Here is a 25,131-nt window from a genome sequence, read left to right on the forward strand (position 1 = left end):
AATCTGAGGAGTAGAAATATGCTCGACGGCGTCTTGTTCTTCCCCGTCACACCGCTCACTGCAGCGGGTGAGGTGGACGTGGACCGGCTCGCACAGCACGTCGCCAAGGGTGTGGACGCCGGGCCCGGCGGTGTCTTCATCGGTTGCGGCACAGGCGAATTCCATGCGCTTGAGCCGTCCGAGATGAGCACCGTCGTGCGCACCGCGGTCGAGGCGGTGGCCGGGCGGGTTCCGGTGTATGCCGGCGCAGGCGGATCGATCGCGTCGGCGAAGACGTTCGCGCGGGTGGCCGCCGAAGCCGGAGCCGACGGGCTGCTGCTCCTCCCGCCGTACCTCGTCGAGATGCCGCAAGCGGGCCTCGTCGGCTACACCCGCGAGGTCAGTTCCGTCACCGACCTGCCCCTCGTGGTCTACAACCGCAACAACGCGCGCTTCAACGAAGCTTCGGCGGTCGAGGTCGCGCAGCTGCCCAACGTCGTCGGATTCAAGGACGGCACAGGCGATTTCGATCAGGTCGCCCGCATCGTTCGGGCGGTCACCGACGCACTGGCACCGAGCGGCAAGCCGTTCCAGTTCTTCAACGGCCTGCCCACGGCCGAGGTCTCGCAGCAGGCGTACCGCGCCATCGGCGTCACGCTGTACTCGTCGGCCACCTTCGCGTTCGCGCCCGATCTGGCGCTCGCGTTCTACCAGGCCCTGGAGACCGGCAACGAGGCGCTCACCGCCGCGCTGCTGCGCGAGTTCTACCACCCGCTGGTTCGGCTGCGCGACAAGGTGCCCGGCTACGCGGTGTCGCTGATCAAGGCCGGCGTCACGATGGAAGGCCTGCCTGCCGGGCCGGTACGGCCCCCGCTGGTCGACGCCAGCCCCGACGACGTCGCCGAACTGCAGCGCATCCTCGCTGCCGGCCGTGCGGTGATCGCCGACGCCCTGGTGCACTGATGGCGGCCAACCGGATCCGCATCACCGGGGCTCGGATCACGCCGGTAGCGTTCGCCGACCCGCCGCTGCTCAACACCGTCGGTGTCCATCAGCCGTATGCGCTGCGCGCGATCATCCAGCTCGACACCGATGCCGGGCTGACCGGTCTCGGCGAGACCTACGCCGACACGCGCCATCTCGAGCGGCTCACCGCGGCAGCAGACGCCATCGTCGGCCAGGATGTGTTCGCGCTCAACATCATTCGCGCGGCCATCGCCGATCGGCTGCGCGGTGACACCGCCGCGGTCGGCACCGCGGGCATGATCACCTCCGCCAGCGCCGTCGATCAGGTGTTGTCACCGTTCGAGGTGGCCTGCCTGGATGTGCAGGGGCAGGCGACCGGACGGCCAGTGTCGGATCTGCTCGGGGGAGCGGTGCGCGGGGAAGTGCCGTTCAGTGCCTACCTGTTCTACAAATGGGCGGGGCATCCCGGTGCGGAACCGGACGGCTGGGGTGAGGCGCTCGACCCGGACGGCATCGTCGCGCAGGCCCGCCGCATCGTCGACGAATACGGCTTCACCGCAATCAAACTCAAGGGCGGCGTGTTCGCGCCCGAGGAGGAGATGGCGGCCATCGAGGCACTGCGCGCCGAGTTCCCCGATCACCCGCTGCGTCTCGACCCCAACGCGGCCTGGACGCCGCAGACCTCGGTCAAGGTGGCCTCCGGGCTGGCCGGTGTCCTGGAGTATCTCGAAGACCCCACTCCGGGTCTTGACGGCATGGCCGAGGTTGCCGCACAGGCGCCCATGCCGCTGGCCACCAACATGTGCGTGGTGGCGTTCGACCAGCTCGCGCCCGCGGTCGCCAGGAAATCGGTGTCGGTCGTGCTGTCCGATCACCACTACTGGGGCGGGCTGCAGCGTTCGCGGTTGCTGGCCGGCATCTGCGACACGTTCGGGCTCGGCCTGTCCATGCACTCGAATTCGCATCTGGGCATCAGCCTGGCCGCGATGGTCCACTTGGCTGCTGCCACACCGAATCTCACCTACGCCTGCGACACGCACTGGCCGTGGAAGGCCGAGGACGTCGTCAAGGACGGCGCGCTGGTGTTCCGCGACGGATCGGTGCCGGTGCCAACGGTGCCCGGCCTGGGCGTGCAGATCGACGACGAAAGCCTGGCCGCACTGCACGAGCAGTACGTGCGCTGCGGCATCCGGGATCGCGACGACACCGGCTACATGCGCAGCGTCGATCCCTCATTCGAGGCGGCCGCCCCGCGCTGGTGATTCTGGTCGGCCCAGATGCGGCAGGGCATGCATCGCTTTGATGGTATGGGCGTGCACTCAAGCGGTGTCGTACGTGTGTCAGGTATGGAAGGTCATACACGCTGATTCGACGCTGAGTTCGCCGGCTTCGCCTCGAGGAATAAGGCAGTCGTCGTACACGTGCTCGTACGCCGCGAGGGTCGGGATATCCACGGCCAGGATCAGGTCCCACCCTGTCCGCCTCACTGTGGAGCCCGCAGCCCCCACAACGATGTCAGCGATGCGCTCAGTGAGGACTTCGTCATCGACCTGGTGGTCAATGAAGATTCGGACTGTGGAGTGGCCTTTAGGAGGGGAAATCAGCGCTGCGGGAGAGTGTTTCGTTGGCTCGGATGGCGGCGAGGTTCTTCTCCAGTGTGTCGATCACGGCGTCGTATCCGCTGTTGCCCAGGATGAGCCGGCGCGGCGGCGGGTTTTGGGCCATGGCCGCGATGACTGCGCGGGCTCCGCGGTGCGGGTCGCCGGGTTGCACACCGTCCATCCCGACGAAGGCGGCACGGACCTCTTCGAGAATGTCGTGGTAGTCCGGGATGCGCTCGTCGACCGGTTCGTTGGCGAAGCCGGAGTAGGCGTTGGTGCGGAACGCCCCCGGTTCGACGGTCAGCACGGAGATGCCCTGTGGAGCTACTTCGTCGTGTAGTGCGTCGGTGATGGCTTCGATGGCGTACTTCGTTGCGCTGTAGTAGCCGAATCCGGGCGCTGATATGAGCCCGGCGACCGAGGACACGTTGACGATCCACCCGTTGCCGCGGGCACGCATGCCGGGGAGCGCTGCACGTGTCACGGATAGCACGGCGAAGAAGTTCAGTTCGAACATCGCCCGCATCGCGGATTCGTCCATGGCCTCGATGGATCCGTACCAGCCGCGGCCGGCGTTGTTGACCAGCACGTCGATACCGCCGAAGTGCTCCTCGGCGATGCGTACCGCGCGCTGCACCTGCGCGGGGTCGGTGAGCTCCAGCGGCACGAGGAGAACGCGGTCGCCGTACTGCTCGGCCCACGTCGCCAGCTCTTGTGGGCGCCGGGATGTCAGTGTCACGCGGTCACCGGTGTCGAGCGCCGTTTCGGCGAACGCGACCCCGAAGTTGCCGGGGGTGCCGCCGGTGATGAACCATGTCCTGCTCACGGCTCGATCACCACCCGGCTGATCAGCGCACCGTCGAGGGTGAACCGGTAGTTCAGGTCGGCGACGCCGCCGGGGAAGTCGCCCTCCAAGTGCTGTGTGACGACGACCCCGGTGTCGGTGGTGGTCGCGCCGGTGATCTCGGCGGTGTAGGTGTACTCGGCGGCCGCCGTCGCGACCCACTTCCCGATCTGGTCGTGGCCCGTGTAGTCGTGGCCCTCGTCGGTGACGACGGCGTCGGGGGTGAGTGTGGCGAGTGTTTGGTCCACCTCACGGGCGTCGAGTGCGGTCATGAACGTCGTGATGGTGTGTGGAAGTGCATCCCATTCTGCGGTGGTCATGACACCACCGTGAAGCTTCCCCTAAGGGCAAGGTCAACCCACTGGCAGGGGAATGTTGTAAACCCGTGCCGCCCGCTCGCCGGGTCAGCGTCCCCCGCGCCGGCCCGCGATGTTGACCTTCCCCTTAGGGGAAGCTGCACGATGGCCTCACCCGATAACGCGGGTGGATCGTATGAGGAGGGATGCCATGGGAGCACGGGTTTCGATCGGTGACTTCGCCGTGATGACCAGCCTGAGCCGCAAGGCACTACGCCATTACCATGACATCGGCATTCTCGAACCGGCCCACATCGATGCCCACACCGGCTACCGCTTCTACGACACCAGCCAGGTCGATCACGCGCACATCATCCGCCGGTTCCGCACTCTGGGCATGTCGATTCCCGACATCAAGGCGCTGCTGAGCACGGATGACGCCGTGGCGCGCACCGAGATCATCAAGACTCATCTCGAACAGATGGAGATGCAGCTGCAGCAGACCCGTGACACCGTGGGGGCGCTGCGCGAGCTGCTCTCGCCCGTGCGCACCCCTCCCGACGTGGAGTTGCGCCGTGAACCTGCGCTCGCCGTGTGGTCCATCGCCGCCACCGTCGAGGTTGCCGAGATCGACAGCTGGTTCGCCGCGACGCTGAGGACACTGCGCAACGCAGTCGCCACCGCAGCAGGCGCTCCGTCGGCGGCCGTGCCGGGCGGCCTCTACGACCGGGCGCTGTTCCTCGAATCACGGGGCAAGGCAACCCTGTTCATTCCCGCACCACCCTCGTTGGGCCCACCGGAGGGCGTGCGTGCCGAGGTCCTGCCTGCCGCCGAATTCGCCGTGCTCACCCACCCCGGCGGTCACGAGGAGGGCATCGACCGCAGTTACGCAGCGCTGGGCGTATACGCCAACGAGCACCTCATCACCGACCAGGGGCCGATTCGCGAGCACTACATCGGCGCCACGCCCTCGGCTCCGACAGTGTTCACCGCCACCGAGATCTGTTGGCCGATCTTCAGCACCACCCCGCCCGTGTCCCACCCCCAAGGAGACAACTGACGTGTACGAGCAGTTCGGCACATACGGTGCCTGGCTCACCCCCGGCCTGGGCGATGCCCCCCCCGTATCGAATACGCCCGCCAGCTCGAAGAACTGGGGTACCAGACGATCTGGGTGGGAATCGGTGCAGACCCCGTCGGTGACATGAGCCTGCTCGAGCCCTGGGCCTTGATGTGGCCGTGCCGGTTCAGCATCGTGACGAGGCACGTTGGCCGGGGTGAGACGCTCCCGATGCTGAATTGACGCCGGTGACTGGGTATTGTCGAGAAGTTGTCACTAAAGCAGGGGTCAGCGCGACCGGGGTGACCGCATTACGTAAAGGACGTGATTTCCCATGCGCGCGCCGCTAGACCCGCAGCTTCTGGCTGCGTCCACCACCGGTGTCTTCAGCACGCCCGGTGCCCACCGGCTGTCGTTGTTGTTGGTCGAAGACGATCGCGCGGACGCGTTGCTGGTGGAAGAGCTGATCGCGGATGCCGCCGCCGACATCGACTTCATCTGGGCACAGTCGATCTCCGACGCCGAGCGCATGGTGGCCGACCGCAGGCCCGACTGTGTGTTGCTCGATCTGAATCTGCCCGACGCGACCGGTATCGACGCCCTTCACCGGCTGGGCCGCCGGGATGCCACGATCCCGATCATCGTGCTGACCGGTCTCAATGACGAGCACTTCGGGATCTCGGCGGTCGCCTCAGGTGCGCAGGACTATCTCGTCAAAGGCCGCGTCGATCCCGAGATGTTGCGGCGCGCCGTCCTTTACGCGATCGAACGTAAGCGTGCCGAGCTCACCGCGGTCGACCTGCATGCCAGCCGGATGCGCGAGCAGGAGAACGCGCGTCTCGAGCGTGGTTTGCTGCCGTCCCCGTTACTCCATGAGAACCCGGGTGTCGAGATCGTCACGCAGTCGCTCCCGAGCCGGCGCGACGCCCTGATCGGCGGCGACTTCTATGACGTCGTTCAGACACCCGACGGCACCGTCCACGTGATGATCGGTGACGTGTCAGGTCACGGCCCGGATGAGGCGGCCGTCGGCGTGGCATTGCGTATCGGTTGGCGGGCCCTGACTTTCGCGGGTCTGCGCGGCAACGAACGAATGCACCAACTCGATCGCATCCTGACGACCGAGCGTCCTGGCCGCGGGATCTTCGCGACCCTTCTGAGCGTGGCTCTGGATCCGTCCAGCGGGCATTTCACGGCCGTCCGAGCCGGCCACCCCGGCATGCTGCTGCATGGCACGGGCACCGTGGATTGGCTTGAGCCACCGGCCGGCGCGGCACTCGGACTCGGCGCCACGGAGTGGCCGGTGAACCGATTGCAACTCGACGAGGGCCACGGCATCGTGCTGCTCACGGACGGGCTGTTCGAGGGGCACGCGGGAGACGGGGATGAACGGCTCGGCGAGGACGGCCTGCTCACGATGGCCCGCTCGCTGGCACACCTGCCCGGCCCGGAATTCGTCGACAACCTGATCCGCCAGGCCGAATCCCGCGCGCAACCGCACGGCGGGCTCACCGACGACATCGCGGTCATCCGTGTGGAGCGATCATCGACATGAAACTCACGGTGCAAGGTTGGCTGAACCTGGCGTTGTCGATCATGGGCGCTGTCGTCCTGTCCGGCGCGGTGGCAGGCGGCCTTCTGATGAACCGTACCGATGCGATGACGAGTGAACTCATCGACGACATCCAGCCGGCCCGGGTGGCGGCCTATCAGTTGCAGGCGGCACTGCGGGACCAGGAAACCGCGGTCCGTGGGTACGCGATCGCCGCCGACCGCCAGTTCCTGGGACCGTATGACGAGGGTCGGCAAGCCGAAGCGGCTGCGGCGGAGGAAATCCGGAGGCAACTGGCCGGTCGCAGCGACCTGATCGCCGACCTCGACGCGATCGAGCGGGCCGCCGCCACGTGGCGGACGACGTATGCCGAGCCCCTCGTCGCGAGCGTGACCCCCGGTCAGCCCACCGTCATCGACAACAGCATGGCAGAGGGCGGCAGGGTCGAATTCGACCGGCTGCGTGCGTTGTTCGACGTCCAGAACAACCACCTCGCCGAGGCCAGGGACTTGAGTATCGACGATCTCGCGCGGGTCCGCGGCTGGCGGGACGGTGTGCTGATCGCGATGGTCGCGGGTTTCTTCACGATGGCGCTGCTGATAGCGGTGTCGGTGCGCAGCGCCGTGACGCGACCGCTGGGTGGCCTCGCGGCGTCGTGCCGCAGGATCACCCAGGGGAACTTCGGCGAACGCATTGTCCCCAAAGGCCCGAAGGACATTAGGGCGATCGCGGCAGATGTCGAAGACATGCGGCAGCGGATCGTCGAAGAGCTCGACGCGTCGCGATCGGCCAGCGAGGCGCTGGACGAGCAGGCCGCCGAATTACGGCGGTCCAACGCCGAACTCGAGCAGTTCGCCTACGTGGCCTCACACGATCTGCAGGAGCCTTTGCGCAAGGTGGCCTCGTTCTGCCAGCTCCTCGAAAAGCGTTACGGGGACAAGCTCGACGAGCGCGGTGCCGAGTACATCGGCTACGCCGTCGACGGCGCGAAACGTATGCAGGTACTGATCAACGATCTGCTCACGTTCTCTCGCGTCGGGCGGCTCAATGCGACGAACACCGAAGTGGATCTCGACGCGGTGCTCGACCGTGCCATGAGCAACCTGTCGACCGCCATCGATGAGTCGGGTGCTGAGGTCGTGCGACCGGCGCAGCCGCTTCCTCATATCGATGGCGACCCGACGTTACTGACGATGGTGTGGCAGAACCTCATCGGCAATGCCGTCAAGTTCCGGCAGGCCGACGTCGCGCCCCGTATCGTCATCGATTACTGGCCGGGCACGGGTAGCGATGCCGACAACTGGGTATTCTCGGTGACGGACAACGGAATCGGCATCGCCGAGGAGTTCGTCGACAAGGTGTTCGTCATCTTCCAGCGGCTACATGGCCGCGACGTGTACGGCGGAACGGGCATCGGCCTCGCGCTCTGCAAGAAGATCGTCGAATATCACGGCGGGAGCATCTGGATCGATACGTCCTACACCGGGGGCACGCGATTCTTCTTCACCCTGCCCGCAACACCGACCACCGAGCCGAACGAGGTTCCCACGGGCCAACTGGAAGGAATACCAGAATGACCGATCCTGACACTCGAGCGATTGACATCCTGCTGGTGGAGGACGACCCCGGCGATGAGCTCATCACCCGGGAAGCGTTCGAGCACAACAAGATCAAGAACAACCTGCACGTCGCCCACGACGGCGAGGAGGGTCTGGACTTCCTCTACCGTCGCGGCGCGTACGAGAACGCGCCGAGGCCCGATCTGATCCTGCTCGACCTCAACCTGCCGAAGTACGACGGACGGCAGCTGCTCGAGCAGATCAAATCCGATGCGGACCTGTGTCACATCCCGATCGTCGTGCTCACGACTTCGTCGGCGGAGGAAGACATTCTGCGCAGCTACAAACTGCACGCCAACGCCTACGTCACCAAACCCGTTGACCTGGACCAGTTCATGAGTGCGGTGCGCCAGATCGACGAGTTCTTCGTTCAGGTGGTTCGGCTCCCGCAGTTCTGAGTCGGCACGTCGGCCACTGCCGTCGGAATCGCCGAAATATCTTGCCACTGCAGGGATACCTGCGTGCCTGCGGCTGTCGAGTCGATGACGGCTCGGTCGGTGAGTGCGTGCATCAGGGGTATGCCGCGGCCGCGGGCCGGGTCTTCGGTCTTCTCGCTGATCCGCCAGGCGCCCTCGTCGGTCACGGTGACGGTGAGGGTGGCCGCGTCCCGGTCGTAGTCGGCGCGCACATGCATGACCCCGGGCTCGGCCGCGCCGACGTACGCGAACTCGGCCGCGTTGGCGAGCGCCTCGTTGACGGCCAACAACACATCGCTGGCTTTGACCGGATCGAGAGTGAAATTTCTTCGCAGCCAATCCGAAAACTCATGCCGCACTTGCGCGGCCCGTTCGGGGGCAGCGGTGATGTCCACCTTGCTGAAGTTCGCTGACTCGGCTGCGTCTGTCATAACGACCTGGTGGCTACCCGATTGCGACCGGTTCTATGTCGCCAGGGAAGACAGCGCCTCGTCGAGCGTCGCGAACAAGTCGACGACTTCGGCGATCCCGACGAGTTTGAGCGGCCGACTGGTGGCGGGGCCGTCCGCGACGACGGCGACTTTCACCTCGGGGCTGAGGTCGCCATGTGCGGCCACCAATACGCCCATCCCGGCGGAGGCCAGGAAGTCCACCTCGCTCAGATCGACCACCACCGCAGCCGGTGAGCTCTTCGCGGCCGAACCGATCGCTTCTTCGAGCTGCGGAGCGGTCAGCATGTCCACCGTCCCTGCCACCGATACCACGCTGATCTCCCCGATCCGGCGTTCTTCGACTGCACAGCTGGCCGCCGCTGCAGCGCTGCTGGCTCCAACGGCCGGGTCTGGCTGGCTAGTCATCGTCACCTCCGACGTGTTCGTGGCCCCTGATGGCACTGCCGACGAGTCTATCGACCTCGACGCCGTACACCTTCTTACCCCCGATGGCGGAAACTCACACCTCGCGTTCTCCCGCCGCGACCCCGTAAATGCCCGGCCAGGGCGGCGTCCGTCTCGATTCATGCCGTTAGCGCATTTATCGGGCGCGCGGTCGTTAGGCTGCAGCGATGTTCTCACTGTCGAGGCTGTCGTGTTTCATAGCCGTCGCCGAGGAACTGCATTTCGGCCGCGCCGCGGAACGGTTGCACATGACACAGCCCCCGCTCAGCCGCCAGATCCAGCAGCTGGAGAACGAACTCGGCGTGCACTTGATCGACCGCACCACCCGGTCGGTCACCCTGACGCCGGCTGGGGTGGCCTTCCTGCCTGACGCGCGCCGCATCCTGCAGCTGGCCGAAGGTGCCGCCCTCAACGTAAAACGGGTTCCCGCAGGCGATCTCGGCACAGTGGTGATCGGTTTCACCGCGGCCTCGGCGCACGCGATTCTGCCCCCGCTGCTCGACGCCGCGCGGGCGCAGCTTCCCGACGTCAAGCTTGACCTGCGGGAGATGGTCACCGCCGTTCAGATCGAGGGCCTCATGACCGGCGAGCTGGATCTGGGCATGGCCAGGCCGCCGCTCAAGCGCCCCGGCCTCGTATCCCGCCCGTTGTTGCACGAACAGCTCATCGCCGCCTTACCGGCGTCGCACCCGCTGGTGGATGTGAGCCGCCAGCTCACCCTCAACGACCTCGACGGCCAGGACATGGTCATGTATTCGCCCGTGCAGGCCCGGTACTTCAACGAACTGCTCATCAGCACGTTCACGATCGCCGGCGCGACCCCGCGCTACGTCCAGTACGTCACGCAGGTGCACACCATGCTCGTCCTGGTGCGCTCGGGCATCGGGATCGCGCTGGTGCCCGCGTCGGCCGCGACGCTGCACCCGGAGGGGGTGGTGTTCCGGTCGATCGGCGCGTTCCGGGAGCGCCCGGTCGAACTCGACGCCGTGTGGCGCGGCGACAGCACCAATCCGGCCCTGTTGCGCTTGTTGCGCGACGTACTGCCGCAGCGCGAGTGGACGACCGACGACCTCGTCGAGGACTTCGTCGGTTAACCCCTGCTCGCGGCGGGCATCGGCACCGGCGTGACGAGCTCGCCGGACTGCAGGAACTTGTCGAGGTTGGCCAGGGTGAGTGCCTCCATGGCGGCCCGGGTCTCGACCGTGCCACTGCCGACGTGCGGCAGGAGCACCACGTTGTCCATCGTCAGCAGCGGCTCGGGCACGTTCGGCTCGTCGACGAACACGTCGAGCCCGGCACCGGCGAGCCGGCCGTCGGCCAGCGCTTCGACGAGTGCGTCTTCGTCGACGACGCTGCCGCGCGCGATGTTGACCAGATACCCGTTCGGCCCGAGGGCGTCGAGCACGTCCCGGTCGACGAGGTTGCGGGTCGCGTTGCCGCCGGCGGCCGCGATGACCAGTACGTCGACCTGCCGGGCGAGTTCGACCGGAGATGCGACGTACTCGTATGGACTGTCGGTGCGTTCGTTGCGATTGTGATAACTGATCGAGCAGCCGAATGCGGTGAGGCGGGTGGCGATCGCGTTGCCGATGCGGCCGAGCCCGATGATTCCGACGCGGGAACCCGAAACCTTGTGCGTCAGCGGGTAATTGCCGTCGGCGGGCCAACGTCCGGCGCGCAGGTAGCGATCAGCGGCCGAGAACTGGCGAAGCACGTCGATCAACAGGCCGACAGCCGTATCGGCCACGCAGTCACTCAGTACGTCAGGGGTGTTGCTGACCATCACACCCCTGGCGGCGGCCGCGTCGACGTCGGTCGTGTCGTAGCCGACTCCGAAGTTCACGACCGCGCCGAGATTCGGCAGCGCCGCCATGAGTTCCGCGTTCACGCCGGTGCGCCCGGACGTGACCGCGGCGCGGATCCCGGCGCCGTGTTCGGCCAGGAACGCCGCACGCTCGGAGCCGTCGGGCAGGACCAGGGCGTCGTACGTGTTGCGCAGGGTCTCGGCCAGTGAGGGCTTGAGCGGGCCCACCTGCAGGACGCGGCGGGTGGAATCGGGTGTCGGCACACGTTCTCCTAGGTCGGGATCCACTTACGCTAAGCCTGCCTGCAAATACCCGTCCAACACGGAAATAGCATGGGTTGATACGCAAGCTGCATAATTTGCCCGCACACCAGTGCATTGCCCGTATCGCCGGGTGCTCATGACCGCAAAACGCCAGCTCAAAGCACTAGTTACGGTGCCCTAACTTCACCGGCTCAGCGGCTCGATGCCCGCGTTTCACCCGATTTCGGCGGGTTGACGGCCTCTGGCGGCCCTTCATAGCGTGTGTCTGCGGTCACAACCAGCATCCACATACGTGGACGTCACTATCTGGAGGATCCATGAGGCGCGTCCTTGTCGCTACGGCTGCCGGGCTGGCCGCGTGCTCGCTCACCGCGGGCTGCACCGTCGCCAACACTTCGCATGGCGGCTACGACCCGAACACGCTGCGCATCGTGCTGCCCCAGGAGCCGCCGACGCTCGAGCCCTGCGAAAGCTCGCTCACCTCCACCGGCGTGGTCGTGCGGTCCAACATCACCGAACCGCTCATCGAGCGTGATCCGCAGACCGGTGACCTGCTGCCGCTGCTGGCCACCGGTTGGCATCAAACCGCGCCGGATCGATGGACCTTCGATGTCCGCCAGGGAGTCACGTTCTCCGACGGCACGCCCTTCACGGCCGCCGACGCCGCCTTCTCCATCGACCGGGCCGTCAACTCCGACCTGCAGTGCAATGTCGACGGATACGTGTTCGGCGACGACGTACTCGACGTCTCCGCGCCCGACGACAAGACCGTCGTCGTCGGCACACCCAAGCCAGATCCGATTCTGCCGCTGCGTATTTCGTTCGTCGAAATCGTGCCTAAGACCACCAGCATGACCCAAAAGGTGCGCGAGCCGATCGGCACGGGGCCATATGCCATCGAACGGTGGGACTACGGGCAGAACCTCGTCTTGGCGCGCAACGACAGGTATTGGGGGAAGAAACCGGATTTCGCTCGCGCGGAATACAAGTGGCGCAGTGAGGGCAGCGTGCGGGCAGCCATGGTCGTCAACGACGAGGCCGACATCGGTACGTCGGTGGGGCCCGAGGACGGTGCAGGCGAACTCGGCGTGCCGTTCCCCAACAACGAGACCACGGCACTGCGCATCACGGCGACCGAGGCGCCACTCGACGACATCCGGATCCGCCACGCCATCAACTACTCGGTCAATCGCACCGGGATCGTGAAGGCCATCTACCGCGGTCTGGGTGAGCCGGCCTCGCAGCTGATCCCCGAGGGTGTCGTCGGCTACAACAAGGACCTGCAGTTGTGGCCCTATGACCCCGACAAGGCCAAGCAGCTGGTCGATGAGGCCAGGGCCGACGGTGTCCCGGTCGACCGCCAGATCCGCCTGATCGGCCGCAACAGCCAGTTCCCCGGTGTCACCGAGACCGTCGAGGTGATCCAGAACGAGCTCAGCAAGATCGGCCTCAACGTCAAGATCGAGATGATGGACACCGCCGCACAGCTGCAGTACCAGTTGCAGCCGTTCCCGGCCGGCGCCGGACCGTTCATCGCGCTGATCATGCACGGCAACCAGGCCGGTGACGCCGCGTTCAGCGTGGATCAGTACATGCGCAGTGACGGTGCGCAGAGTGCCTACGGCACACCGGCTTTCGACAAGAAGATCGAGGCGGCCGGTGAGCTCACAGGGCAACAGCGCCAAGATGCCTACGCCAAGATCTTCGCCGACGAACCCGACGAGATCGGCCAGTTCGCATACATCGCACACATGACTGGTGTGCTCGCGAAATCCCCACGCGTCGACTACCAGCCCGACTCGGCGACCGGTGACGAGATGCGGGTGTCTCAGATGACGTTCGCCGCCGACCGCACCGACAAGCAGTGACGAGGAATAGGACCTAGCAATGTTCCCTTTCGTCCGGCGCCGGATGTACACGAGCGCCATCCCGTTGATCATCGTCCTGCTCGGCGTCTTCCTGCTGGCCCGGCTCACCGGTGATCCGACCAACCTGTACCTGCCCGAATCGGCCACCCCCGAGCAGCGCGAGGCCTTCCGGACCGCCAACGGGTTCGACCAGCCGATGCTCACCCAGTTGGTGGACTACTTCAAGGGCGTCATCCACCTCGACTTCGGCACGTCCCTGCGGACCGGGGAATCGGCGTCGGAGATGGCGCTGCGCGCCTTCCCCGCAACCCTGCAATTAGCCGTCACCACAATGCTTTTGGCCATCATCGGCGCGGTCATCATCGGCTGCTGGGCGGCCTACCGGCCCAACTCGCTGGCCGACCGGTTCTCCAGCCTGCTGTCCATGACCGCGGCGTCGATCCCCGACTTCTGGTTCGCGATCACCGGGGTGTGGTTGTTCGCGGTCCTGCTCGGCTGGCTGCCCACATCCGGTGTGGACAGCGGTGTGCTGTCGTGGATCCTGCCGATCGCGACCTTGATGATCCGCCCGCTCGGCGTGCTCACCCAGGTGGTGCGCGGCGCGATGGTCTCGGCACTCTCGGCGCCCTACATCCGGCTCGCGCGCAGCAAGGGCGCAGGCGATCTGCGGGTCGTCAGCCACCATGCGTTGCGCAACGCGGCCGCCCCCGCGCTCACCGTCGCGGGCGACCTCGCGGTCGGCCTGATCAACGGCGCGGTGGTGGTCGAGGCGATCTTCGGCTGGCCCGGTATCGGCAAACTCATGATCGACGCGATTCTGCAACGTGACTTCGCGGTCCTGCAGGCAGCCGTATTGCTCACCGCGGTCAGCATTTTCATCCTCAACATCGTCATCGACGCCTGTTACGCGCTACTCGACGCCCGGGTGCGGGAACCAGCGAAGGTTTAGGAGTTCAGCGATATGAGCACACAAATCGACCTGGTGCCGGTGAAGCCGACGACGGCGATCGTCGGTGAGGCGGACACCGAGACGGCGCGCCGCCGCGACCCCGGCGTATGGCTGCGGATGCTGGGCAACGACCGGGTGGCGGCCGCCGCCGCCACCGTGCTGGCCCTGGTGTTCCTCGTCGCCATCTTCGGGCCCATGCTGGTCGGCGATCTCGCCACCGACATCGACCTCGACAACTCCAACCAGGCGCCGTTCACGCTCGCCCACGGCTGGGCCAACATTCTCGGCACCGACCCGCTGGGCCGCAGCATGCTGGCCAGGCTCATCGTGGCAAGCCGCACGACGCTGTCGGTAGCCGTTCCGGCCGTGGTCATCTCGGCGGTGATCGGGTCGATGATCGGCATGTGGGCCGGCTTCCACCGGGGCTGGCGCGAGACCGTCGCGATGCGGGTCGCCGACGTCATCATGAGCTTCCCGTCGCTGCTGTTGGCGGTCGTGGTCCTCTACGTGTTCTCGCCGAGTGCCGCCAACATCATCCTGGTGCTGGCGATCACCAGGATCCCGGTCTACCTGCGCACCGCACGCGCCGAGTCGGCCGAACTGCAGAGCCGCGTATTCGTCGACGCCGCACGCACCTTCGGTGCCGGCGCGAGCTCGATCATCATGCGCCACGTCGTGCCGATCGTGCTGCCCACCCTGCTCACGGTCGCCACGCTGGACTTCTGCTACGTCATGCTGGCCGAGAGCTCACTGAGCTTCCTCGGCATCGGCATCCAGCCGCCCGACATCAGCTGGGGTCTCATGGTGTCGCAGGGCCGCACCTACCTCCACACCGCATGGTGGTTGTCGTTCTTCCCCGGCCTGGCCATCGTCATCACCACGGTTTCGGCCACCATCCTCGCCGCCTGGGCGCGCATCGCCACCGATCCCGGCCAGCGCTGGCGGCTCACCGTCCCGCAGAAACGCCTGTCCCGCTTCGCCGGTGCCGCAAAGCGCCTCTCCTGAAGGGATCTGTCATGACCGCACTGGTGGTCGACGATCTGTCCGTCGACATCCGCACCATCACCGGTACCGTCCGCGCCGTCAACAACGTGTCGTTCTCGGCCGAGCGGGGCGAAACCCTGGCGCTGCTCGGCGAATCCGGCTGCGGCAAGTCGATGACCGCGACGGCCCTGGTCGGCCTGCTGGAGCCGGTCGCCGACGTCGTGTCGGGCACCGCGAAGCTCACCGGCAAGGACAGCGAGGTCGATCTGTTCAGTGCCGACCGCAAGAAGCGCCGCGAGATCGCGGGCACCGAGTTGGCGATCGTCTTCCAGGACGCGCTCACCGCGCTCAACCCGCTCTATACCGTGGGAACCCAACTGGCCGAACCGTTCCGGATCCATCGGGGATTGTCCGCCAAGGAAGCGAAACGCAAGGCGGTCGAGCTCATGGCCCGCGTCGGGATTCCGCAGCCCGAGACTCGGCTGAACTCGTATCCGCATCAGTTCTCCGGTGGCATGCGCCAGCGGCTGCTCATCGCGATGGCCGTTGCGCTCAACCCCAGTGTCCTGATCGCCGACGAGCCCACGACCGCACTCGACGTCACCGTGCAGGCCCAGATCATGGCGCTGCTGCGTGACTTGCGCACCGAGTACGACATGGCCGTCGTGCTCATCACGCACGACCTCGCCCTGGTCGCCGAGGAGGCCGACCGGGTCGCGGTGATGTACGCCGGCCAGGTCGTCGAAACCGGTCCGGTCGCAGAGGTTTTCGCCAATCCCCGCCACCCGTACACCAAAGGCCTGCTGAACTCGGTGCCGGTCAGCGCGGTGCGCGGCGAGACGCTCAAGTCGATCGGCGGTGCGCCACCGGACCTGCACTCGATCCCGGCCGGCTGTGTCTACCAGGACCGCTGCCCGCTGGCCCGCGACATCTGCATCACCATGAGGCCCGCGCTGCAAGGCGACGGCCGGCGCAGCGCATGCCATTTCCCGGAGGAGGTCACCAATGTCTGATCAGTTGCTGAGCGTCCGCGATCTGCGGAAGTCGTTCCGGGTCGGCAAGAACCGGCTGGCTGCGCTCGACGGCATCACCCTCGACCTCGCCCGCGGCGAGACGCTCGGCCTCGTGGGTGAGTCCGGCTGCGGAAAGTCCACGCTGGCACGGACTCTGATGATGCTCGAGCGCCCCGATTCCGGAAGCGTCACATTCGACGGTATCGACCCGTTCGGCCTGCGCGGCAAGGACTTGCTGAAGTTCCGCCGCCGCGTGCAGATGGTCTTTCAGGACCCGTACGCATCGCTGAACTCCCGCATGACGGCGGGCGACATCATCGCCGAGCCGTGGCGCACCCACAAGACGCTGTACCCGAACCGCAAAGACCGCGAGATGCGGATACGGGGACTGCTGGACATGGTCGGGCTCGGCGCCAAGGCTGCCAACAAATACCCGCAGGAGTTCTCCGGCGGACAGCGGCAACGCATCGGTATCGCCCGGGCGCTGGCGCTCAACCCCGACGTGATCATCTGCGACGAACCGGTGTCCGCGCTCGACCTCTCGGTGCAGGCACAGGTGCTCAACCTGCTCAACGATCTGCAACAGGAGCTGCAGATCTCCTACATCTTCATCTCGCACGATCTTTCGGTGGTCCGCCACGTCGCCGACCGCGTCACGGTGATGTACCTGGGGCGCATGATCGAAAGCGGCAGCACCGAGGACGTCTACCAGCATCCCCGCCATCCCTACACCGCGGCGTTGATGTCGGCGGCACCGAAACTCGATGCGGCGCAACGCAACGACCGGATTCTGTTGAGCGGCGAGGTGCCCTCGCCGCTGAACCCGCCGTCGGGGTGCCGTTTTCGCACCCGCTGCTGGCAGGCCACCGAGATCTGCGCGACGGAGGCGCCCGATCCGCGGTTCGTCGCCGAGGCCGCCGACCACATGTCCGAATGCCATCACCCACTGCAGCCGGCCGTGCCGGTTTCGGCGTGAGCATCGCCGGCTATGTGATCATCGCCGCCGCCATCGTGCTGGCGTCATGCATGCAGGCCTCGATCGGCTTCGGCATGGGAATGCTGGCGGCGCCGATCGTCGCCATCGTCGATCCCGGCCTGATTCCGGGCACCCTGATCATGCTGGCCACCATGGTCACCTTGATGGTCGTGGTGCGCGAGCGCGAGGACATCGACCTGGCAGGCACGGGCTGGGCGCTCGCCGGGCGCGTGCCGGGGACCATCGCAGGCGCGCTGCTGCTCGTGGTGTTGCCCGAGCGGACCCTGGCCTATGCGCTGGCCGCGGTCGTGCTCGGTGGCGTCGCACTGACGAGCTTCGGCTGGATACCGGCCCCACACCGGCGCAACCTGGTGCTGGCCGGGGCCACGTCGGGGCTGCTCGGCACTGCCACCTCGATCGGCGGCCCGCCCATGGCGCTGGTGTGGCAGAACAACACCGGCGCCCGCCTGCGCGGAACCATGAGCGGATTCTTCCTCGTGGGCTCGGTGCTGTCGCTCGTGGTGCTCGCGCTGACCGGGTCCATCGACCGCCACACGATTGTCGTGTTCGCGATGCTGATTCCCGCGTGCGTCGCCGGCTACGGGTTGTCGCGATGGGTCAATCGCCATCTCGACCGGCAACGCCAGCGGTGGGCCGCCATCGTGATCTCCACGCTCGGCGCGGTGGTGCTGATCGTCCGTCAGTTGATCGGGGGCTGAAATGACCGACGAGGACAGCGTTTCGGTGCGGAAAGTGAAGTCCGCGGTGCGCACCGTGGAGTTGCTCGAATACCTGGCGGCCCGGCCGGACCAGCCGTGCCGCATCCGGGATATCTGTGCGGCGCTGGAGATGCCGCGCAGTTCGGCGCACGCACTGCTTCGCACGCTGGTGGCGCAGGGCTGGGTCCGTTCCGACGATGCCGGCAGCCAGTACAGCATCGGCGTCCGCGCGCTGCTCGTCGGCACGAGTTACCTCGACGCCGACCCTTATCTGCCGATGATCACGCCGTTTCTCGACGATCTGCGCGGCGACCTCGACGAGACCTTTCACCTCGGCCGGCTCGACGGCCACGACGTGGTGTACCTGGCCACCAGGGAATCCCGGCAGTACGTGCGCACGACGAACAAGGTGGGCCGCCGGCTGCCTGCCTACACCACCGCACTCGGCAAGGCGCTGCTCGCCGAGCGCTTCGGCGCCGAGCTCGATGCGCACATCCCGCCGACGCTGACCCCGCTCACCCCGCGCACCGTGACCGATCGGGCCGCACTCGAGGCGTCGCTCGACGAGACGCGGGTCAGGGGATACGCGACCGAGGACGAGGAAAACACCACGGGGATAAAGTGCTTCGCGGTCTCGCTGCGCTACCTGCAGCCCGCGCAGGACGCGATCAGTGCGTCGGTGCCGCTGTCGCGGCTCACGCCGGCCCGCGAACGCGAAATCGTCGACGCCCTGCGCATGGTGTGCGACAAGGTTTCGCGCGTCGTCCGGCCGGTTGCCAACGGGGACAAGTGGTTCGCATGAACACCAGGAGAAGATGATGAGCACCAAGACCGCCACACCCGTCGTGACGGGCATGACCGTGATCCCGATCGCCGGTCACGACAGCATGCTGTTGAACCTCAGCGGCGCGCACGGGCCGTACTTCACCCGGAACCTGTTGGTCCTGAAGGACTCCGACGGGAACACCGGGGTCGGTGAGGTGCCCGGCGGTGAAGCGATCCGCCGCACGCTCGACGATGCCCGCCCGCTCGTCGAGGGCAGGTCGATCGGGGAGTACCACGCGGTACTGGCGAGTATCCGCAGAGAGTTCGCCGACCGTGACAGTGCGGGCCGCGGCGCGCAGACCTTCGACCTACGGGTGACGGTGCACGCGGTCACCGCGGTCGAATCGGCGCTACTCGACCTGCTCGGCAAGCACCTCGGGGTGCCCGTCGCGGCCCTGCTCGGCGACGGTCAGCAGCGCGACCGCGTGCAGGCGCTGGGCTACCTGTTCTTCGTCGGTGACCGCAACCGCACCGACCTGCCCTACCAGTCGGCTGCCGACGAACCGGCGGGTGCCGACGACTGGATGCGCATCCGCCACGACGAGGCGCTGTCCCCGGAGGCCGTCGTCCGGCTCGCCGAGGCGGCTCGTGCCCGCTACGGCTTCCGCGACTTCAAGCTCAAGGGTGGCGTACTGCCCGCCGCCGAGGAGGCCAAGGCCGTCACCGCACTTGCCGAACGGTTCCCGGACGCACGAATCACGCTCGACCCCAACGGCGGCTGGCTGCTCGCCGACGCGATCGACACGTGCCGTCAACTCACCGATGTCCTGGCCTACGCCGAGGATCCCGTGGGGCCCGAGGGTACGTTCTCGGGCCGCGAGGTGATGGCGGAGTTCAAACGGGCCACCGGCCTGCCGACCGCCACCAACATGATCGCCACCGACTGGCGCGAGATGGGACACGCGATACGTGCGGGCGCGGTGGACATTCCGTTGGCCGATCCGCACTTCTGGACGATGAGCGGTTCGGTGCGCGTGGCGCAGCTGTGCGACGCCTGGGGTCTCACGTGGGGTTCGCACTCCAACAACCACTTCGACGTGTCCCTGGCGATGTTCACCCACGTCGCTGCCGCGGCGCCGGGCGCCATCACCGCCATCGACACCCACTGGATCTGGCAGGACGGGCAGCGCATCACCAAGCAGCCCTACCGGATCGTCGACGGATACCTCGACGTGCCCGCCACGCCGGGTCTCGGGGTCGAGCTCGACGACGAGCGGGTGGCTGCAGCGCACGAGCTCTACCTGGCGAAGGGCCTCGGCGCCCGCGACGACGCGGCGGCCATGCAATACCTGATTCCAGGATGGAAGTTCGACAGCAAACGTCCTGCACTGCAACGGGGTTGAGATGAAGATCGTAATCGCCGATTCGTATCTGGTGCCGCACCGGCAGCGGCTGGAAGCCGACCTGCCCGAGGATGCGTCGGTGCACTGGCATACGCCGGGAGACAGTGGCGTCATCGATGACCTGCGCGATGCCGATGTGTTCGTCGGCAGCCGCTTCACGCCTGAGATGGCCACGGCAGCAGGCCGATTGCGCCTGGTGCACGTCAACGGTGCGGGCACCGACAAGGTGGCATTCGACAGCCTCGGTCCGGACGTGCAGGTGGCCAACACGTTCAACCACGAGCAGTCGATCGCCGAGTATGTCGCCGGGGCCGCGGTCATGCTGCGTCGTCACCTGCCCGAGCAGGACCGCGCATTGCGCACCGGCCGGTGGGCCACACCGGGCTATGACCGCACGATCGGCCAGTCCAGTTCGCTGCATGGCGCACGCGTCGGTTTCGTCGGATTCGGTCACATCGGCCGCAGCAGCTGGAATCTGCTGCGTGCGTTCGGCGTCGAGGGCGCTGCGGTGACGGGCAGCGGCAGCGTCGACGCCGCAGCCGAGGGGCTGGTGTGGGCCGGCGACACGAACCGGCTCGAACAGTTGATGACCGAATCCGAGGTGGTGGTGGTCTGCGCACCGCTGACCGAGCGAACCGTCGGCATAATCGGAGCGGCCGAACTGGGTGCACTCGGGCCCGCCGGCGTCCTGATCAACGTCGGCCGGGGACCGCTGGTCGCGGAAGCTACCCTCTATGAAGCACTTTCGACAGGTGGTATCGCGGCCGCGGCGATCGACGTGTGGTACCGCTACCCGGACGCCGCGGGCTACGGCAGCCCGAGCGACATGCCGTTCCACACCCTGCCGAACGTGCTCATGACCCCGCACGTATCGGGTGTCACCACGAATACCTTCGCGGCCAGGGCCGCCGACATCGCCGACAACATCGGCAGGCTCGCTCGCGGCGAGCCGCTGCGGAATGTGGTGTCAAGCTGACGGCTTGCGTTATCCGCGTCGGGCTGTTTCAGGCGTTGCTCGATCGCGCATCGACTGGAGGCATAGGCTGTGACGGATGGTTACGTCAACTGTGAGTTTGCCCAGATGCGCCCGATCGATGAACGAATCTTGGCCACGCCCGACTGTTCATAACGCTTGTCGGGACCGCGATGAGGCCGGGATCGTTCCTTTGTCACACCGTCCACGTAGTCTCGAACGTATGTTCGATCATGCGACTCGTGACGGCGGATAAGTTCTGTGCTGAACGAAGCTGCGGTCCGGGATTCCTTGAGGAGGGAGATCCTCACGGAATCGGCGAATGCCAATGCCGTCTATGAGTTTTGGGTCCCACGTACGAACGAGCGAGCTGACGTGGTTCGCATTGGGGAGGCCTTGGAGGGTTTTGAGATCAAGACCGAACGTGACAGGTTAGATCGGCTCCCGCGTCAAGCATTGGCATACGCGCGCGTATTTGATCGGTGTCATGCGGTGATAGCCCACCGACACGTGGACCGCGCAATAGCGCTGCTTCCACCTTGGTGGGGCATACGGGTAATCGAGGCCAACGAGGAGGTGACCTTTAGTTGCCTGCGAGAAGCTGGTAGCAATTGTGCGGTAGATGCTGAGACGTTGGTCCGATTGCTCTGGCGAGAGGAAGCGTCCGCGGCGCTTGGTGAACTGGGAGTTCCCCCGGACCCGTACGCCAGGCGGGGTAGGATGTGGCAATCTTTGTTGTCCCTGCTCGATCTTGACGAACTCAAGACTGTAGTTCGAGAAGCGTTGCTGCGCCGAGACCCTGCTGCCGCTCGTATACCGTCGCGGCGATTTGTCGCTAGCTGATACGAGACAGCTGATCCACTACGTGGCCGAGATGATGCGACGTTCCCGCGCCACGCCATTGCTCCTGCCAACCCGGTTCACTTAATCCGTAGGCACAGTCGAAGATTTCTTGGTCGCCCCAACTGAAGTCGGCACCTGCAAATTCTGGTTGGGACACAAGGAGTTCACAAAGCTCGCGATACTGCTCTGCACCTTCCTGGATTACCGCACCGACCGCTCGTGGGACTAACGTGGTCTGGTCTGCTGTGTAACGAATGTTCGCACGTTGGCCTGGGCCGCTCGACTGCCCCTCGAAGGGAGGCTTCGGGTTCTGGATCGCGTAGTCACCGAATGTCGGGAGCCGAGATATCTGCATCGCTGCGAGGTCACGCCAGAGGTCCCACTCTCGTCGCGGCAGTCTTCCTATTGTGCCTTCGTTGACCACACCCCCGCCCAGTGAACTGGGCATCGAGCTGCCGACGAGCACGACGCTTCTCCAGTTGCCAATTGCCGTGAGATCGTCAATCGTGGCTGCGACATCTTCGGCTTCGAGGTCAACGTCTTCCGAGATGAAGTCCAGATCGAGAATCAGGTCCGCCCCGGTGATCTCAACGTCGACGGTGTGAAGCGCCTCAATTAGCAGGGTCTCGGCGCCGCGACCATTGATCGATGCCGAGCCCAGTAAACGATGCCGAATCGCCACGCCGCGGCCGTCGCTTTGCGTGCATGCCGCGATCTGGGCTCTTGTACTCGGCGCGTCGCTCAGGCGCAACACGGGGACAAAGGCCATGCGCCGTCGGCGCGCGTCGGCGTAGATTGCCGTCAGCACTGGCAGCCTTCCAGTCTTGGTCACCACGGTGTGATTCGGTGAGAGGCGGAGGATGTCGAGAAAGCATGGATGCGCACCGACAGCGGCTGCAACCTTCTTCACCCAACCTTGAGTTCGCGAGTGTGAGTACGGCTCAGAATCGCTTCTCTTGGGGCCAAGAATCTCGACGAGTGGCGTCATATGTGCCCAGACGTTCGCCGAAGCATGGGCTAGGGCATTGCGCTCACCAGCCTTGTTCTGCAGCACTGCAACGTAGTGCTGGGTCCCAGGTGGTACCGGCTGGAACCACTCCGGCCGAGTCAAGCTAAGTTGCGTCGATGTTGTCACTGACGTCCTCCTTGCGCTATAGTATTTTTAACCCCAAGGGTTAAATGCGTCAAGGGAGCGGTCCGATCGAGATTGTTTGGGCGGAACAAAAGCTGGCAAAGGCTTGTACTGGCGACCGCTCGGGTGTAAAGCACTGGGGCGCGGAGCAGTGGAAAGTGCTGAAGCGTCGGCTTGCGGCATTGCATGCCGCGCCGACACTGGCGGACATGGATGGTGTGCCTGGGAATTGTCATCACCTGAGCGCTGACAGGGTTGGCACATTCGCGATATATCTCTGGGGCTCATACAGGCTGATTTTTATACCTGACCATGATCCGTTACCGATGCTTCAGAGCGGAGGCATTGACCGAACCAGGGTCACGCAGATCCGTATTACAGAGGTGATTGATTACCATGGCAACTAACACCTACCCCGGATGGCAGCCAGAATGGGCAGTTGCGCCGGGAGAGAACCTTCTAGAGGCGCTGCAAGAACGCGGCATGACGCAGTCCGAACTTGCGCACCGGCTTGGTCGTCCAGTTAAGACCGTCAATGAGATAGTAAAAGGAAAGGCCGCAATTACGTCTGAGACCGCTATCCAACTTGAAAGAGCTCTGGGGATATCGGCTCGGTTTTGGACCAGTCTTGAGGCGCAATATCGGTACGCATTAGCCCGACAAGAGTCGCAACGTGAATTGGATATGCAAGCTACTTGGGCCGACAAGTTCCCGGTTATGGAACTTGTGAAATACGGCTTAATGGAGAAGGGCAGGTCGAAAGGTGACACGCTGTCAAATCTTCTTTCATTCTTTGGGGTGAGTAGTCCCGAGGCTTTTGAGCGGCTCAGCGCGGTAGCGGCATACCGATCGTCCCCCGCGTTCGCCGCTTCTCCCAATGCGGTTGCTGCCTGGCTCCGGTGGGGTGAAATTGAGGCGAGCAAGGTGTCTTGTCCAGCGTTTGATCCTGGTGAATTTCGCCGTGTTCTTGGCCGCATTCGTACATTGTCGCGCCGCGAGCCATTTGACGAAATCTTGAAGAAGGTCAAGACTGAGTGCCAATCTGCTGGCGTCGTTGTGGTCCTGATACCGGAGCTCTCTGGTACCCATCTGAGCGGAGCTACCCGATGGCTTGGCGTGAAGGCGGTCCTGCAGCTCAGTCTGCGATACAAATCGGATGACCAATTTTGGTTTACCTTATTCCATGAAGCCGGGCATATCTTATCGGGCGCTCGCCGGCAGGACTTTGTCGATGGCTCTGGCGTCGACATGTTCGCCTCGGATGATTCCGAAGAAGAAAAGGCCGATAAGTTCGCGCGAGATTTTTTACTTCCGCCTGCTGATTATGGCGAGTTTGTCGAAGCCGGCGAACTTGGTCGACAAGCTGTCCGGTCATTCGCGAAATCGCAGAACATTGCTCCAGGTATCGTCGTTGGTCGGCTACAGAGAGATGGGCACATTGGTCGTAATCAGCTCAACGACCTAAAGAAACCAATTCGACTGTTGGGTGACCACTAGGATGTAGTCGAGCAGCTTGGTTCGTTATCGACGTTCGACTCGTACAAGGGCGATTACAGTGATAGCCCATGATTTCGTCCGCCGAAACCCTCTCCCGCGGCTTATCTGACCGCTAGCTATGGTGCGATCGATGTCGTTACCTAGAACATGAACGGTTAGCGTAGCGCCGTGTTCGGCGCGGATCCCGGATGATTACTCAGGGCCTACCAGTTGTAGAAGCCGCCCTCGGGTCCGAGCATGCGTTCGAGCCGCACGCGGTTGATGCGGGCGAGTTCGTTGCGGACGACTTTGCGTTCGGTCTCGTGGTCGTTGTGTAACCGGTCGGCGATACATGCCAGCACGGTGTCGGCGTCGCAGTCGGCGGTGTACATGACGAAGCTGAAGCCGAACCGCCGGCGGTAGTCGGCCATCGCGGTCTCCAGTTGCGCCGTCGCGTCGGGCCGATGGGCCCAGCGGCAGCCGAAGAGCGGATAGGCCTGCAGCACCCCGTCGATCGAGTCCTCGCCGAGGCTGAACAGCAGGGTGTCGGCCTGGCGGAACAACGACTCGTGGTCGGAGTATGGCCGTCCCCGAGCCAGGTCGGCGGCCAGCGGCACGCTGTAGCAGCACTCGTAGACGGCGTGCACGGCGCGCCGCATCGGCAATGCGTTGTACGCCTCAAGCCCCATGCCCTGATGCATCAACACATGGCAATCATCGGAGCCGCAAAGCA

General features: G+C 65.3%; 25 protein-coding genes. 18 read left to right on the forward strand and 7 right to left on the reverse strand.

All coding sequences use genetic code 11. The features are described from left to right. The first annotated feature begins 18 nt into the window (after positions 1–18). The gene (locus tag AWC31_RS05145) at positions 19–942 is read left to right on the forward strand and encodes a 5-dehydro-4-deoxyglucarate dehydratase (RefSeq protein WP_067850260.1); all 924 of its coding nucleotides are present in this window, start codon (positions 19–21) and stop codon (positions 940–942) included. Then, a complete protein-coding gene (locus tag AWC31_RS05150) occupies positions 942–2,207 on the forward strand; it encodes a glucarate dehydratase family protein (RefSeq protein WP_085143265.1) in 1,266 nt (421 codons plus the stop codon). The genes AWC31_RS05145 and AWC31_RS05150 overlap by 1 nt, the downstream gene beginning before the upstream one ends. Before the next feature lie 325 nt (positions 2,208–2,532). Here AWC31_RS05150 and AWC31_RS05155 read toward each other — a convergent pair whose 3' ends face one another. Both AWC31_RS05155 and AWC31_RS05160 read right to left on the reverse strand, forming a co-directional pair. Beyond that, positions 2,533–3,372 carry an SDR family NAD(P)-dependent oxidoreductase gene (locus AWC31_RS05155; RefSeq protein ID WP_085143269.1) on the reverse strand — a complete coding sequence of 280 codons (840 nt, stop codon included), beginning with the start codon at positions 3,370–3,372 and terminating at the stop codon, positions 2,533–2,535. Next, positions 3,369–3,662, reverse strand: coding sequence for a nuclear transport factor 2 family protein (locus tag AWC31_RS05160; protein ID WP_085143434.1), 294 nt, complete (start codon positions 3,660–3,662; stop codon positions 3,369–3,371). Before AWC31_RS05160 ends, AWC31_RS05155 begins: the two co-directional genes overlap by 4 nt. Before the next feature lie 235 nt (positions 3,663–3,897). Here AWC31_RS05160 and AWC31_RS05165 point away from each other — a divergent pair, with 235 nt between their 5' ends. The 4 genes from AWC31_RS05165 (at position 3,898) to AWC31_RS05180 (ending at position 8,315) form a co-directional block, all read left to right on the forward strand. Then, positions 3,898–4,746, forward strand: a complete 849-nt coding sequence (locus AWC31_RS05165) for a MerR family transcriptional regulator (protein WP_085143270.1) — start codon at positions 3,898–3,900, stop codon at positions 4,744–4,746. 334 nt (positions 4,747–5,080) lie between these two features. Beyond that, the gene (locus tag AWC31_RS05170) at positions 5,081–6,301 is read left to right on the forward strand and encodes a PP2C family protein-serine/threonine phosphatase (RefSeq protein WP_085143272.1); all 1,221 of its coding nucleotides are present in this window, start codon (positions 5,081–5,083) and stop codon (positions 6,299–6,301) included. Further along, on the forward strand, positions 6,298–7,875 hold the full coding sequence (locus AWC31_RS05175) for a sensor histidine kinase (RefSeq protein ID WP_085143274.1): 1,578 nt from the start codon (positions 6,298–6,300) through the stop codon (positions 7,873–7,875). The genes AWC31_RS05170 and AWC31_RS05175 overlap by 4 nt, the downstream gene beginning before the upstream one ends. Next, positions 7,872–8,315, forward strand: coding sequence for a response regulator (locus tag AWC31_RS05180; protein ID WP_067850241.1), 444 nt, complete (start codon positions 7,872–7,874; stop codon positions 8,313–8,315). The genes AWC31_RS05175 and AWC31_RS05180 overlap by 4 nt, the downstream gene beginning before the upstream one ends. Here AWC31_RS05180 and AWC31_RS05185 read toward each other — a convergent pair. Beyond that, positions 8,288–8,764: an ATP-binding protein gene (locus AWC31_RS05185; protein WP_085143276.1), complete on the reverse strand. Its 477-nt coding sequence runs from the start codon at positions 8,762–8,764 to the stop codon at positions 8,288–8,290. The genes AWC31_RS05180 and AWC31_RS05185 overlap by 28 nt on opposite strands. Positions 8,765–8,797: 33 nt before the next feature. Further along, the gene (locus AWC31_RS05190) at positions 8,798–9,190 is read right to left on the reverse strand and encodes an STAS domain-containing protein (RefSeq protein WP_067850554.1); all 393 of its coding nucleotides are present in this window, start codon (positions 9,188–9,190) and stop codon (positions 8,798–8,800) included. Positions 9,191–9,396: 206 nt separating this feature from the next. Between AWC31_RS05190 and AWC31_RS05195 the strand changes: the two genes are divergently transcribed. After that, complete coding sequence (locus tag AWC31_RS05195; RefSeq protein ID WP_067850237.1) at positions 9,397–10,323, forward strand: LysR family transcriptional regulator; 927 nt, start codon at positions 9,397–9,399, stop codon at positions 10,321–10,323. On the opposite strand, the gene AWC31_RS05200 is transcribed toward AWC31_RS05195, so the two are convergent. Continuing rightward, positions 10,320–11,297, reverse strand: coding sequence for a 2-hydroxyacid dehydrogenase (locus AWC31_RS05200; protein ID WP_085143435.1), 978 nt, complete (start codon positions 11,295–11,297; stop codon positions 10,320–10,322). The two genes, AWC31_RS05195 and AWC31_RS05200, sit on opposite strands and share 4 nt — an antisense overlap. Before the next feature lie 317 nt (positions 11,298–11,614). On the opposite strand from AWC31_RS05200, the gene AWC31_RS05205 reads away from it, so the two are divergent. From AWC31_RS05205 to AWC31_RS38255, 10 genes are all read left to right on the forward strand, one after another. Then, complete coding sequence (locus AWC31_RS05205; protein WP_067850233.1) at positions 11,615–13,165, forward strand: ABC transporter substrate-binding protein; 1,551 nt, start codon at positions 11,615–11,617, stop codon at positions 13,163–13,165. Positions 13,166–13,184: 19 nt separating this feature from the next. After that, complete coding sequence (locus AWC31_RS05210; RefSeq protein WP_067850232.1) at positions 13,185–14,114, forward strand: ABC transporter permease; 930 nt, start codon at positions 13,185–13,187, stop codon at positions 14,112–14,114. A 12-nt stretch (positions 14,115–14,126) separates the two neighbouring features. Continuing rightward, complete coding sequence (locus AWC31_RS05215) at positions 14,127–15,119, forward strand: ABC transporter permease (protein WP_085143278.1); 993 nt, start codon at positions 14,127–14,129, stop codon at positions 15,117–15,119. A gap of 11 nt (positions 15,120–15,130) precedes the next feature. After that, entirely contained in the window at positions 15,131–16,111 is a 981-nt protein-coding gene (locus tag AWC31_RS05220; RefSeq protein ID WP_085143280.1) for an ABC transporter ATP-binding protein, read from the forward strand. Further along, a complete protein-coding gene (locus AWC31_RS05225) occupies positions 16,104–17,087 on the forward strand; it encodes an ABC transporter ATP-binding protein (protein ID WP_085143282.1) in 984 nt (327 codons plus the stop codon). The genes AWC31_RS05220 and AWC31_RS05225 overlap by 8 nt, the downstream gene beginning before the upstream one ends. Continuing rightward, entirely contained in the window at positions 17,084–17,806 is a 723-nt protein-coding gene (locus AWC31_RS05230) for a sulfite exporter TauE/SafE family protein (protein WP_085143436.1), read from the forward strand. The genes AWC31_RS05225 and AWC31_RS05230 overlap by 4 nt, the downstream gene beginning before the upstream one ends. A gap of 1 nt (position 17,807) precedes the next feature. After that, positions 17,808–18,608, forward strand: coding sequence for an IclR family transcriptional regulator (locus tag AWC31_RS05235; protein WP_085143284.1), 801 nt, complete (start codon positions 17,808–17,810; stop codon positions 18,606–18,608). Positions 18,609–18,624: 16 nt separating this feature from the next. Beyond that, a complete protein-coding gene (gene gudD, locus AWC31_RS05240) occupies positions 18,625–19,974 on the forward strand; it encodes a glucarate dehydratase (protein WP_085143437.1) in 1,350 nt (449 codons plus the stop codon). 1 nt (position 19,975) lies between these two features. After that, a complete protein-coding gene (locus AWC31_RS05245; RefSeq protein WP_085143286.1) occupies positions 19,976–20,950 on the forward strand; it encodes a 2-hydroxyacid dehydrogenase in 975 nt (324 codons plus the stop codon). 258 nt (positions 20,951–21,208) lie between these two features. Then, complete coding sequence (locus AWC31_RS38255) at positions 21,209–21,790, forward strand: sce7726 family protein (protein ID WP_165765915.1); 582 nt, start codon at positions 21,209–21,211, stop codon at positions 21,788–21,790. On the opposite strand, the gene AWC31_RS05250 is transcribed toward AWC31_RS38255, so the two are convergent. Further along, complete coding sequence (locus AWC31_RS05250; protein ID WP_085143288.1) at positions 21,783–22,925, reverse strand: beta family protein; 1,143 nt, start codon at positions 22,923–22,925, stop codon at positions 21,783–21,785. The genes AWC31_RS38255 and AWC31_RS05250 overlap by 8 nt on opposite strands. A gap of 393 nt (positions 22,926–23,318) precedes the next feature. On the opposite strand from AWC31_RS05250, the gene AWC31_RS05255 reads away from it, so the two are divergent. After that, complete coding sequence (locus AWC31_RS05255) at positions 23,319–24,419, forward strand: HigA family addiction module antitoxin (RefSeq protein ID WP_085143290.1); 1,101 nt, start codon at positions 23,319–23,321, stop codon at positions 24,417–24,419. A gap of 203 nt (positions 24,420–24,622) precedes the next feature. On the opposite strand, the gene AWC31_RS05260 is transcribed toward AWC31_RS05255, so the two are convergent. Then, positions 24,623–25,105 (reverse strand): 2-oxo-4-hydroxy-4-carboxy-5-ureidoimidazoline decarboxylase, encoded by a 483-nt coding sequence (locus AWC31_RS05260; protein ID WP_110774910.1) that lies wholly within the window; start codon positions 25,103–25,105, stop codon positions 24,623–24,625. Positions 25,106–25,131: the final 26 nt, after the last annotated feature.

The organism is Mycolicibacterium wolinskyi (assembly GCF_002101965.1).
In the GTDB taxonomy this organism is placed as follows: domain Bacteria; phylum Actinomycetota; class Actinomycetes; order Mycobacteriales; family Mycobacteriaceae; genus Mycobacterium; species Mycobacterium wolinskyi.